This window comes from Longibacter salinarum (genome assembly GCF_002554795.1).
Lineage (GTDB): Bacteria > Bacteroidota > Rhodothermia > Rhodothermales > Salinibacteraceae > Longibacter > Longibacter salinarum.
The window spans coordinates 1-13,012 of sequence record NZ_PDEQ01000012.1; the positions used below are offsets into that span (position 1 = coordinate 1).

9 protein-coding genes are annotated in these 13,012 nt (G+C 59.7%); 6 read left to right on the top strand and 3 right to left on the bottom strand.

Annotation, left to right across the window (positions count from 1 at the left end; genetic code table 11):
• From CRI94_RS16715 to CRI94_RS16730, 4 genes are all read left to right on the top strand, one after another.
• A partial coding sequence (locus tag CRI94_RS16715) for a transposase (protein ID WP_143815465.1) occupies window positions 1-424 on the top strand: 424 nt, incomplete at its 5' end.
• A 157-nt stretch (window positions 425-581) separates the two neighbouring features.
• Entirely contained in the window at window positions 582-2,003 is a 1,422-nt protein-coding gene (locus CRI94_RS16720) for a M16 family metallopeptidase (protein WP_098078887.1), read from the top strand.
• 64 nt (window positions 2,004-2,067) lie between these two features.
• The gene (locus CRI94_RS16725; RefSeq protein WP_098078890.1) at window positions 2,068-3,459 is read left to right on the top strand and encodes a M16 family metallopeptidase; all 1,392 of its coding nucleotides are present in this window, start codon (window positions 2,068-2,070) and stop codon (window positions 3,457-3,459) included.
• Window positions 3,460-3,751: 292 nt separating this feature from the next.
• On the top strand, window positions 3,752-4,390 hold the full coding sequence (locus CRI94_RS16730; RefSeq protein WP_098078893.1) for a M23 family metallopeptidase: 639 nt from the start codon (window positions 3,752-3,754) through the stop codon (window positions 4,388-4,390).
• A gap of 16 nt (window positions 4,391-4,406) precedes the next feature.
• On the opposite strand, the gene CRI94_RS16735 is transcribed toward CRI94_RS16730, so the two are convergent.
• Complete coding sequence (locus tag CRI94_RS16735; RefSeq protein ID WP_098078898.1) at window positions 4,407-5,492, bottom strand: alpha-hydroxy acid oxidase; 1,086 nt, start codon at window positions 5,490-5,492, stop codon at window positions 4,407-4,409.
• Between the two features lie 617 nt (window positions 5,493-6,109).
• Here CRI94_RS16735 and CRI94_RS16740 point away from each other — a divergent pair.
• A complete protein-coding gene (locus CRI94_RS16740) occupies window positions 6,110-6,424 on the top strand; it encodes a hypothetical protein (RefSeq protein ID WP_098078902.1) in 315 nt (104 codons plus the stop codon).
• 146 nt (window positions 6,425-6,570) lie between these two features.
• Here the strand turns inward: CRI94_RS16740 and CRI94_RS16745 are convergent, their stop codons facing one another.
• The gene (locus CRI94_RS16745; protein ID WP_098078906.1) at window positions 6,571-7,689 is read right to left on the bottom strand and encodes a mechanosensitive ion channel family protein; all 1,119 of its coding nucleotides are present in this window, start codon (window positions 7,687-7,689) and stop codon (window positions 6,571-6,573) included.
• 408 nt (window positions 7,690-8,097) lie between these two features.
• Complete coding sequence (gene smc, locus CRI94_RS16750; protein ID WP_098078911.1) at window positions 8,098-11,649, bottom strand: chromosome segregation protein SMC; 3,552 nt, start codon at window positions 11,647-11,649, stop codon at window positions 8,098-8,100.
• A 766-nt stretch (window positions 11,650-12,415) separates the two neighbouring features.
• Here smc and CRI94_RS16755 point away from each other — a divergent pair.
• The gene (locus CRI94_RS16755; RefSeq protein WP_218919419.1) at window positions 12,416-13,003 is read left to right on the top strand and encodes a sigma-70 family RNA polymerase sigma factor; all 588 of its coding nucleotides are present in this window, start codon (window positions 12,416-12,418) and stop codon (window positions 13,001-13,003) included.
• Window positions 13,004-13,012: the final 9 nt, after the last annotated feature.

Below are 13,012 nucleotides of genomic sequence, written 5' to 3' on the forward strand. Positions count from 1 at the left end.
GCCTGTTCAGGTGACCAAGGCACACGCCTTCGGGCCTGCGCGCCTCGTGTACCACTGGGCGATCGGCGAAGAGCGGCCCTGGCGCCTGGTGACCAACGCCCCCTCGCCGAGCGCGGTGCTCCGGCACTACCGCACTCGGATGTGGATCGAAGAGCTCTTTGGGGACTGGCAAGGGGGCCGCTTTCAACTGCATCGCACGCGGCTGCAGGCCCCGGAGCGCATCGCGAGGCTCGTCCTTGTACTCAGCCTCATCTACGTCTGGCTCATCGCCGTCGCAAGCGCCGTCGTCAAACGAGGCGACCGATGCTCCGTGGACCGATCCGACCGACGGGACCGAAGCTACCTTGCAATCGGCCTGCGATGGATCCGGCGATGTTTGCAGAACGACGCCCCCATCGACATGCGATTTACCCCCTATTTTTGAAAACTGTCCGGTAGCTAGCTGTGAACGTTGAACCCTGAACTCTGAACCCTGAACGCTGAACTTTGAACCGTAACCGTTTTCCTCTACCTTACGTCTGATGTTTGTAAGCGGCATCTTTATTTATCGTACCGCACCTTTCCCTAATCATCGTTGAATCATGCATTTCGCTAACCGACTGGCGTGGGCCGTCCTCGCGCCATTAGTTTGCCTCGTTCTTGCCGCCGGTGCGCCGGATGCGCAAGCCGCAACGCCGGATACGACCGGCACGTCCTTCTCCGTCCCCGTCGAGTATCACACACTCGACAACGGACTGAAGGTGGTGGTTTCGGAAGACCATACTGCTCCCACCGCTGTCGTTGCGGTCTACTACAACATCGGCTTTCGCATCGAGCCCCGCGATCGCACCGGCTTCGCTCATCTCTTCGAACACATGATGTTTCAGGGCTCGGAGAACCTGGGCAAAATGGAGTTCGTCAAGCTCGTCCAGAGTAACGGAGGCATCCTCAATGGCTCGACGCGCTTCGACTTCACGAACTACTTCCAGGTCGTTCCCTCGCACAAGCTCGAGACCATGCTCTGGGCCGAGGCGGACCGGATGCGCAGCCTCAAAGTGACGCAGGCCAACCTCACCAATCAGCAGGGCGTCGTCAAAAACGAGGTCAAGGTGAACGTCCTGAATCGTCCGTACGGTGGCTTCCCATGGCTGGACATGCCGCAGTACGCCAACGAGAACTGGTTCAACGCGCACAACTTCTACGGAGACCTTGAGGACCTCGAAGCAGCGACGCTGGACGACGTGCAGTCATTCTTCGACTCCTACTACGCACCCAACAATGCCGTTGTGGTGATCGCTGGAGACGTTGACCCGAAGGAGACGCTGAACATGGTCGAAGAGTACTTCGGCGACATCCCCTCGCGCGAACGACCGGACATGCCGGACATCAGCGAGCCGCGCCAGACGAAGGAAAAGCGATTCACGAAAGTCGACTCGCTGGCGCAGCGCCCGGCGGTAGCGTTCTCTTACCACATGCCCGAGCGCAACACGCCGGAATACTATGCGATGGGCCTGATCGACCAGATTCTCGTTCAGGGCAACGACAGCCGGCTGTACCGCAAGCTGGTACCGGAGCGCGGACTGACCGGCAATGTGAGCGGCGGCATCAACCAGCTTGGCAACATGTTCAATTACAACGGGCCGATGCTGTGGACCGCGTCGCTCATCCACGACCCCAGCGTGTCGCCCGACACCGTCATGCAGGCGGTGGACACAGTCATCAAGCCGCTTCGCACAGAGCTCGTCGACGAGGCTGTGCTCGACCGCGCTCGCGTCAAGATGAAGTCGCAGCTCTTCGACACGCTGACGCAGTTTGGCGGCTTCGGGCGAGCAGATCTGCTGGCCTCGTTTGCGCTCTTCGACGACGACCCCTCGCGCATCAACGACATCCTCGCGCAGTTCGATCAGGTGACGCCGGAGCTGATTCGATCGACCGCGCAGGAATACCTCCGTCCCACGAACCGCACGGTGCTGGTTCTGGAAGCCGGAGCCGGAGCAGGCGATTCGGCCCAGTCATCCAACTAGACGTGGCCGTCTGATCCGTTTCCACACCCCACCGTCGTCTCCTCTCTGTATTCGCTTTTCCATCATGTCTCGATTTGTCGTTTCACTATTGTCCGTTCTCCTCGCGGCCTTCCTCGTCGCCGCTCCATCCCAGGCGCAGGAGCAACCGCCACCCGGAGGTGAACCTAAGCCGTTCTCCGTTCCCGAGCGTACGTCGCTTACCCTAGATAATGGGATGCAGGTCACGTTCGTCGAATATGGGAACGTCCCGAAAGTCACTCTCGCCGCCGTCGTGAGCGCCGGGAACGTCAACGAAGGTCCAGAAGAAGTCTGGCTCAGCGACCTGCTGGGCGACCTCATCTCGGAGGGCACAACCACGCGGACGAGCGCCGAGATTTCCGCGGAAGCCGCACGCATGGGCGGCGAGATCAACATCGGTGTCTCCCCGGACCGCACGCGCCTGACGACCGATGTCCTCTCGGAGTTCGCTCCGGATGCTGCCCGCCTCATGGCGGATCTGCTGAAGAACCCGAGCCTGCCGGAAGAAGAGCTGACCCGCCTGAAGCGTGACCGTATACGCCAGCTTTCGGTGCAGCTCTCGCAGCCGCAGCAGCAGGCATTCGCCGAGTTTCGCAAGGTACTCTACAGTGACGATCACCCGTACGGTCGCGTCTTTCCCGAGCAGAGCATGCTGGAGGCCTACACCATCGACGATGTCGAGCGCTTCTACGCAGAGAACTTCGGGGCGCAGCGCACGCATCTGTACGTCGTCGGCAACTTTGACCCAGGCGCCACGGAGCAGGCGATCCGTGACGCATTCGGCGATTGGGAAGAAGGCCCCGAGACTGCGACGAACCCGCCATCCCCGTCGAGCGAGCGGCAGATCCACATCATCGATCAGCCCGGCGCGAAGCAGTCGAACGTTTACGTCGGTCTGCCGGTGATCGACCCGTCACACGAGGACTACGTGGCGCTGCAGGTCACCAACTCCCTCCTCGGCGGCTCATTCGCCTCGCGCATCACGAGTAATATTCGCGAGGACAAGGGCTACACCTACTCGCCGAATAGCACGGTCTCCTCGCGCTACCGGGATGCGTACTGGGCTGAGATCGCTGCGATTACGACGGAAGCCACCGGCCCGGCGCTGAAGGAGATCTTCTATGAGATCGACAGCCTGCAGACGACGCCTCCGCCGGCCGAAGAACTCGAGGCCATTCAGAACTATCTGGCCGGCACCTTTGTGCTGCAAAACTCTTCTCGTGGCGGCATCTACGGACAGCTCGCATTCCTCGACCTTCACGGACTGCCCGATGACTTCCTGACGGGCTACGTCGACGCCGTCTATGCCGTTACGCCGGAAGACGTCCAACGCATCACGCAGACGTACCTGGACGACGAGAAAATGACTATTGTCGTTGCCGGAGATCGCAGCAAGATCGAGGAGCAGTTGAAGGACTTCGGGCCGATCGCGGAGTAAACTTGTTCGGTCGGATTACGTCCATCCGTCGCCCGGATCGGGTCGTGTGGTTTTCACCACGCGGTCAGGTTCGGGCGATGTTTATTGTACCGGTGCGTCAGGAGATGCGCGGTCCTCCAATCACGCCTGCACTCTCGCACCGGAGTTACACTGCCGAAACAGACTCTCGTAACTTCTCCCGGGTTCGCTGCGTCTTTGTGTATGGATATCGAGACCGCCAGACGGTTCGCGCAGCAACCAATGTGGCCTCCGCGGCTCTGCGGGCGGTGATTTTCCAAGATACCGTTGCTTTATGCACACCGACTCTCCCGATATGTCATGGACGTGGCTATTGCGTGAGGGAATGATCCCTGTGCTTGCTATGGCTGTGATCATATGGATCGCCAGCATCGACCTCTCCGTCACGCCAGCCTGGTCATCAGAGCCCACCTTCGGAGCGGGTTCGACGCCGGACGCACCGGTCTCATCCGCATCGCTGACCGGTGGCGACTCTGCCGTGGAGCCTCCGTCCTTTTCGCTGATGCTCCCTGTCGCCAACATGTCGGCATCCGATCTGGTCGACACCTTCGATGATGCGCGATCGGGTGGCCGAACGCACAAAGCCATCGACATTATGGCCCCGAGCGGAACGCCCGTGGTTGCTACGGCTGACGGCGTCGTCATGAAACGCCATACGGGAGATCTTGGCGGAAAAAGTCTGTACGTCGCGTCGCTCGATTCGTCGTACGTGTTCTACTACGCGCACCTGTCGCAGTACGCCTCGGGTGTGACGTCAGGAACGCCCGTGAGCGCCGGCGACACGATTGGCTTTGTCGGTACAACCGGCAACGCAAACACCCCGCACCTCCACTTCGCAATCTGGGCCGTGGATGGACGCCTTCAATCATCGTCCCGGCACCCCATCAATCCGTATCCGCTGCTCGCTCCGTAGTCGATGCCGGATCCGCTCATTCTGCTACCGGCGCGATGAGGTCCGGTGTGAGGTCGTCGACCGATGTGACGCCGGACAGACCCATCGCCACGTCGAGTTCATTTGCGAGAATCCGCAGCACGTCCTCAACTCCGGCCTGTCCGTTGGCGGCGAGTCCCCACAGAATCGGCCGTCCGATGCAGACCCCATCGGCCCCGAGCGCCAGCGCTTTGAGGACATCCGTCCCACGGCGGATGCCACCATCCATCAGGATCTCGGTCCCAGTACCTTCCAGCGCCTGCACGATCTCGGGCAAAACGGTAATTGTCGCCGGGGACGTATCCAGCTGCCGTCCCCCGTGGTTGGACACGATGACACCGTCTGCGCCATGTTCTGCCGCACGCCGCGCGTCGTCTCCTCGCACGACACCTTTGATCCAGACCGGCAAATCCGTCAGCCCCGCCAGCCAGTCAAGGTCTGACCACTTTAAGCTCCTATCGAAGTTCTGCTCGACGTACGCTCCGAGGCCAGACCCTTCCGTTTCCGGAAAGGTCGGTTTACCGGAGGCCTCCAGGTTCTGCATCGAAATCCCTTCCGGCAATGTAAACCCGTTCCGTTCGTCTCGCTCGCGCACGCTCCAGACCTGCGCATCGGCCGTGAGGACCAGGGCCGAGCAGCCCGCCGCCTCCGCGCGTCGCACGAGATCGCGCGTGGCCTGCCGATCCCGGTACACATACAGCTGAAACCAGACCGGTCCCGACGCAGCCGCCACGACGTCCTCGACCGCCGTTGTAGCGAGCGTGCTCAGAATCATCACCGTTCCGGCGTTCCCCGCAGCCCGAACCGTGTCCAGCTCCCCCTGTTCGCTCGCAAGCCGATGAAACGCCGTGGGAGCAATCAGGATGGGGCAGTCGATGCGCTCACCACCAATTGATATCGACAATGAGCGGTCTTCCACGTCCTGCATCACGTGGTACCGAATCGCCAGCCGGTCATAAGCTCGGTCATTATTCCGCAGCGTAATCTCGTCGCTTGCGCCCCCGGCGTAGTAATCGTACACCATCTTTGGGAGCTGTTTGCAAGCTTTCTCCCGATACTGCTCAAGACTGAAGATCGATGACATATCTTTCACGGACTGCACGCAAATAGATGAACGAATGGCCTTCTCCTCTACAAGAAGGTCTTTTCTCAAACAAATGAAACCGGGGGCAAAATCGGCTTCTTCTCTTGGCTTAAAGAAGGCGATATAACTGACTCACACCGATCTTGACCAATCAAAGTCAATTGAATCAACGGATATCCGGTTTGAGAACATCAATGCATTCCTTCTTGACGAGATGATCGGTGCCCAACCATATGAGTCATCAGTTTAGAGCATGCACGACTGAACACTCAGATGGTGCACCTCTACAATCCATTGGATGACAGACGGTATCATCCATTTCATCACCCCAGAAGGCACCGGATGACGGCGTTCGAACTCACTCACGGAGTGCTTATCCGAGCAGGCAAAGGCGTATAGTGAACATCCCACGTGCAGAATATACGTCGGTGCAGTATTCGTATGAGCCTGCGGCGAACGCGTCAGAAGGTACACTCGCTGCATCTGATGGGGTTAATTTTTAACCCGCATATGTAAAACGAAACGCCCCCTTGATCCAAGACTAAAAAGGTAACGGATTCGACGCGGCTCCTGCACACCCTGTTGGAGCTGTATAACAATCCGTTCCGAACGACGCCATGAAACGATTTCTCTCTCTTGCTCTCGCCGCTATTGGCGCCTGGGTGCTCGTCAGTTTTGGTGGTGCAATGATCGACACCGCCCGCGCCGAGTTCTGGACCCAGAGCCTGATGTGGTCGCTCGTCACGACGCTCGTGCTCGCGCCCGTGCTTATCCTGATGTCCACTCGATCGGACACCAAATCGGCTGAGCCGGAAACGCAGCCCGAAGCCGAAAAAGATCAGCCCGACGCGTTCGTGCCCGAAGAGTCCGACCGGATGCGCTCGCTCTGGCCAGAAGACGCATCGAAGAAAGGGGACAAGGAGGTCGCGTAACCCCTGCTGCGCCCCCTTCCTGTAGTGACGCGGGTTGTTCTGACGGCTCCAATCTCATACGAAACCCCGTCTTATCTCGCGATAAGGCGGGGATTTTTTGTGCTACGTAATGTCGAAGATCAGGTCACGCCTCCACTTGACCTCGTTCAGTTCTGTAACGGAGCTGATGTCATTTCTCCATAGGGTTGCCCGTCAAGACGGGCGCGGACTGTCGGCAGAGCATCGGGAAATTCGCGCTGAAGATACGCCACCATCTTCTCACGGATCTCGCACCGCAACTCCCATAGCACAGGTGCACTCTCGGCACTTGCCAGACACCGAAGCTCGATGGTCTTCTCCGTGGTCTCCGTTACGTGAAGCCTCCAGACTTCCCCGTCCCAGTGCTCAGAGGCTTCCACCACACGTCCCAATTCTTCTCGGACCGCGTCGATTGGCGTCGTATGATCGACGTAGAGATAAACCGTACCGAGCAGATCGGAGGAGGTCCTCGTCCAATTCTGAAATGGTTCTTCGACGAAATGGGTGATGGGCAAGACGATGCGCCGCTTGTCCCAGACCCGCACCACCACGTACGTCAGCGTGATCTCCTCCACCCACCCGAAGTCTCCCTGCACAACGACGACATCGTCCACGCGGATCGGCTGGGTGAACGCGATCTGGATGCCCGCGACCAGATTACCCAGCGTACGTTGGGCGGCAATACCGAAGATGATACCGAACACCCCCGCCGAAGCAAGAATGCCCGCCCCGACCTCACGAAAGGGCTCATACTGAAGCAGCACGAGTGCGGCTGCAATCACGACGATAACCGTCGACACGATCCGCCGCAAGATCCGCATTTGGGTTACGATCTTTCGCGCCTTCAGATTGTCCGGAACGTCCGTTGCGTAATGCTCTGCTATCGCCTCTTCGGCCGCATGGAGCAATTCGAGGATAAGCCACGTCGCCGCTCCTAAGAAAAGAACCTGCAGAATCCCCTCTACCCACGGCGTATACTCACCCAGACTGTCCCGCACCGTCGGTATCGAAATCAGAACGCCGATGGTCGGCATCAGAAGCCGCATCGGACCCCGGATATGGCGAAGCAGCACCCCACGCAGTGGCAACTCCATGTTCACGCGGCGCGTCACCACGCGGATAATCCGACGCATCAACAGATTGGCCACATAGCCAAGAAGGGCTGCTCCCGCCATCACCCCCAGCACTTCGAGCGGCGACAATTCAGGAGGCGGAGACTCACTGGAGAAAAGGTCGCTGAGTTGCATCGGGCTGGTCGAGAAGGATGACAAAAATGAATGCACAGTTCGCTTACGCCCCTCCTTCTCACAGTGTCCGTCACGCCCCTCCTTCTACGCTCCACCGTCGCACGGCCGTGCGACAGTGGTTGCATTGAGCGCTGCAAACGCTTTGAACCTTGAGAATCTGTTAGGCCGACAGCTCGCAGCCCCCAAGTGTACGGACCTTCCGACGGTCGGTCCTCGGGACGCCTGTGCAACCAGGCCTCGTTCGTTTTGCGCACCGTGTCTATGGCACACGTGCCACAGGATCACAATCAGGCCTGCGAATAAACAGGAACGTCCGAGCTTAGGTTTTTGAGACCCATCCGCTAAACAAGTTCTCAACGTATTAACGTATCAACGCTCCAACGTCCCAACGAACACACGCCCCTACGCTTACCCCGCCATCTCCACGGCTTCGTCGAACTCCACGCCGACCAGTTTCGATACCCCCTGATCTTCCATCGTCACGCCGTACATCCGGTCCGCGAGCGCCATCGTCCGCTGGTTGTGCGTCACGAGAATAAACTGCGTGTCTCCCTCGAACCGGCGGATCAGGCTCATGAACCGCTCCACGTTCGCATCATCGAGCGGGGCATCAACCTCGTCGAGAATGCAGAAGGGGCTGGGCTTGACGAGATAGATGGAGAAGAGCAGCGCAATCGCCGTGAGCGTCTTCTCCCCACTCGAGAGCTGCTCCAGCGTGACCGGACGCTTGCCTTTCGGTTGCGCGATGACATCGATCGCCGTGTCGAGCGGATTGTCCGGCTCCTCAAGTTTCAATTCGGCCGAGGCGCCAGCACCAAAGAGCTCCGTAAAGATCTTGGAGAAGCTCTCTTTGATCTGACCATAGGTATCAAAGAAACGCTCGGCGGCCGTCGAGTTAATTTCCTCGATCGTCTCGAGCAGCGTCTCCTCCGCCTCCTCCAGATCCTCGCGCTGCTCCGTCAGGAAGTCCAGTCGCTCTTTCTCCTCCTCGTACTCCTCCAGAGCCAGCGGATTGACGTTTCCAAGACGCTTAATTTTTCGGCGGAGGCTCTGCACCTCATTCTCCGCCTCCTTCGCGTCGAGCTCGTCCGGTACGTCGACCGGGTTCGTCGCGAGATCGCGCTCGTAGTCTTCGTCGACGCTCTCCAGCAGATCCTGCATGCGCGTGCCGATCTCTGCGAGGCGAACCGCCGCCTTGTTCTCGGCCTTGACAGCCGCTTCCCGCTCCTGACGGATTTCGCGGAGCTTCTTCTCGATGTCGTTGATCTGCGCCTTGGTCGCCTTCAGTGCCTCCTCTGCCTCCTCGACAGCGTCCTCCTTATCGTCACGCTGGAGACGCGCAGTCTCAATTTTCTCGTCCAGTTCCGACTGCGCATCCATCGCCGACTCGATGGTGTCACGAAGCTGGGCGATTTCTTCGGTTCGGCGCTTCGTCTGCCGATCGATTTCTTCGATCTGCTCCTGCGTCCGCTCCAGGTCGCGCTCCAGGTTCTGGACCCGGTTCCGCGCCTCCACGGCGGCCACGTTGGCTTCAGAAAATGCATCAACGGCCTGACGCTCGGCATCCTCCGCCTCGTCGAGTGCGTCCTCTGCTTCCCCACGGCGGGCTCGCAGCCGATCGACCTCTTCTAAGGCTTCATCGACGTCCCCGCGTAAGGCCTCGACGCGCTCCTTTCCTTCCTCCAGTTCGTCAGTCAACTCTTCCAGGCGCTCGTCCAGCTCATCGCGCCGCTCGTCAATCGATTCCCGTTCATAGCGGACGCGGTCGAGGCGACTGTCGGCCTCGGAGAGCTCGTTCTCCGCTTCCGTCAGAGCGTCTTCGGACGGCTCGACCCGGATCGAATCCAGGCTATCTTTCGCCTCATCGACGACGGTCTGCTGGTACTCGACGTCTGCTTCAAGCTGTTCAAGTTGTTCTTGCGCCCGCTCTAGCTGCTCCCGGCGGCCGAGACGGCTCGCGACGGGTGAGGTGTTGTCCTGCTTGCTTCCGCCTTTCATCACGCCGCGGGCATCTACCCACTCGCCTGTGTGGGCGAAAATGCGGGATGTGCCCGTTGCCTCCCGGGCAGCTGCCGTCGCGTCATCCAGCGTGCCGGCCAGATAGCATCCCTGAAGCAAGACGTCCGCCAGTCGATCGTATCGGGAATCGGCCGTCCGAACTGTTGACCGCAGGGCGCGCGTGCCGGCAGGCCCTTCCCCATTCGGAACCGGGGACGGCAGGCGGTCGAGCACGATGAACGTCGCCTGCCCTTTCTCCTGCTCGCGGAGCTGCTGAATAGCCGTCCGTGCTTCGGCATCACTTCCGACGACGACGCAGGAGGCCAGATCGCCGAGCGCGGCATCGAGTGCGACGCGGACATCGTCGTCACACGCCAGAACATCGGCGACGGTCTGCAGGTCGTCGAGCGGACCATCGGTCGCGAGAAATTGGACGGCATCGGAGAACTCGTCGTAGCTGGAAACGAGCCCTTCGAGCAGTTCAACCTCTGCCGCCGCAGCATCCCGACGCCGCTCGATGTCTCGGAGCTTCTCCGTTGCCGCCTCGACGTCGTCACGGGCGGCATCTTTTTCGTCCTGAATCGCTATGACCGCCCGCTCTGCCTCGTCGCGCCGTTTTTCCGCTTCGGCGCGAGCAGCCTCTGCCCGCTCCACCCGGGTATCGAGCACGTCGACATCGGCCTGCAACTCGCCGGCCTGGTCACGAGCACGATCCCGCTCCTCTTCCAGAAGATCGAGTCGGTTGGTTAGCCGGTCGAGTTCGCGGCGACGTTCCGATAGCGTTTTTTCGGCCGTCTGCGACTTTCCACGAAGAGAGCGAACCCGTTCCCGGAGCTCCTCTGCACGGTGCTTTGACGAGTCTCGGGCCTCACGTGCGGCTTTAAGGGCCTCTTCGGCTTCCTCCAGCGCCGGACGGGCCCGCTCGAGGCTGTCTTCCAGACGATCGACCTCATCCACAAGATCGGCGCGACGCTCAGTTGCCTCCGTCTGCGCCTGCTGTGCCCGATCACGATCCCGGCGTGCACGGTCGAGACGTTCACGCTGCAATCGCTGCTCCGACTCCATGTCGCGAACGCGGCTTCGGTGCTCCTGCAACGCCTCGCGCTTGTCCTGAAGCGCGTCCTCCCGCTGCTGCAACGTTGTTCGCAGCTCCGCGAGGCGTCCTTCGGCCGTTTCCTCCTGATCGGCCAGCGACAGATTCCGTTTCTCTTGCTTCTCCTGCTCTTCTTGAAGCGAACGCCGCTTTTTCGTCAGACGCGAGACTTCGACCTGCGCCAGAATCAACTCCAGCTCATGAAGGCGTTCCGTGAACTCATTATATTTCGACGCCTTCTTCGCCTGCTTCTTCAGCCGGCGCACCTGCGAGCCAATTTCGTCCGTAAGGTCGCGCAACCGGTCCAGGTCCGTCTGCGTGTTGTCGAGCTTTCGGAGCGCCTGCCGGCGGCGCATCTTGTAGCGCGTAATGCCGGCGGCTTCCTCGAACATACGACGACGATCTTCCGTCGACCCCGACAGGATCTCATCGATCATCTTGAGTTCGATGACGGAATACGCATCGGCGCCCATACCTGTATCCATAAACAGGCTGGTGATGTCCTTCAGCCGGCACTGCGTACCGTTCATCAGGTACTCCGACTTGCCATCACGGAACAGCCGCCGACCGATCGTCACCTCCGAGTATTCCGTCGGCAATACGCCGCGATTATTTTCGATCGTTAGCTGAACCTCCGCCATGCCTAGTGGGCGGCGATCCGCGGTCCCGTTGAAGATGACATTCTCCATCTTCTCCGAGCGCAGTACGGTCGGCCGCTGCTCACCGATCACCCATCGAACTGCATCGACAATATTCGACTTCCCGCATCCATTCGGGCCGACGATGGCTGTGACGCCGGGATCGTACGCTAATGTGGTCGGCTCGGCAAAGCTTTTGAAGCCGTGAAGTTCGAGTTTGCTGAGATACATATAAGGGGGTCATCAGGCGGGGCAATCACTCCGACGCGACCGCCGGAGCCAGGTCCAGCAGACGAGCATATCATTGTAATTAAGCGCCTCACGGTCCGTTATGCAACCGTTTTGGCGCCATAAATCTCCGTTCTCGAATATTGGCATCAGGTTCACGAACTAGGCATGGTTATCCCGCGCGCGGACCGATACGTCTGTTCGGCAAGGTGAATTCCTGTGCCCCAGCCTCTCCAATTTGTTCAGCTCAACCCTTTCAAAATCCTTCACCATAACACGTGCTGATGGCATAGCAGTTGCATTCGTGTTACAAAGAGCGTATTCTGAATTGCCTGAACACGGGTAATTTCCCGCAGCGATATACGCCTGCGTGCATTTTGTAACGAATCCCCACAGTGGTTCGTCTTTTTAAATCCAGGCATACGTACGACCGGGAGGAGGCGCCTCGTATACTCGGCATCACGACGATAGCATATCCGGCTGTGTGTTCGTGTCGGATGGTTTGTCCTCCTGTCGTATCGTAGAATAGAAGGAAGCAATATCCGTACGCTCGGCCGAACCCATTTAGTCCCCAGGACGGTTGCGAGCCCGGGTCCACAGCCCGGTCGCGCGGTGTCCAGGTCCGACCGATCGTTACGTTGCTCGCCCTGAACGCGGCTACTCCTTCACACCGCGGCTCCGTTCGCCGGTTGCCACGGTCTGCATCGTTGGTACCCGTCCGTCCTCGCGGACGCTCTCACGTTCAGCAAATTGCCCTCAGTCTTCGACTATGGCTTCCCCCGCCCCCATGGCGACGACAGCAGACGTAACGACCCTCCTCGGTCGGTATCAAAACGGTGATCGCTCTGCCGGAGATCAGCTCTGGCAGCAGGTGTACCAGGAGCTCCGGCAGGTGGCTCATCGCCGCCTCCTGGGCGAACGTGCCGGTCACACGCTCGGTACGACGGCCCTGGTTCATGAGTGCTACCTGCGACTCATCGACCAGACGCAGGTGGAGTGGCAAAGCCGTCTTCACTTTTTCGCAATGGCCTCTCGTGTCATGCGGAATATTCTGGTGGACTACGCTCGCCGGAAAAAGGCGCAAAAGCGTGGCGGCGACGCCCATCATCTTCAACTAGAGGATGTTAGCGTGGCGGGTCAAAATGGTTCGGCCGATTTATTCCTCGCGCTCGACCGTGCCCTTGACCAGTTGGAAGAAGTGGATGAGCGCCTCGCTCGGGTAGTCGAATATCGCTTTTTCGGCGGAATGAAAGAGAAGGAGATCGCGGAACTCTTGGACGTTTCGGCCCGCACGATACGGCGCGACTGGCGAAAGGCAAAACTCTGGCTGGCCCGCGCCCTCAAAGAAGACGAGTAGCTGTCTTCG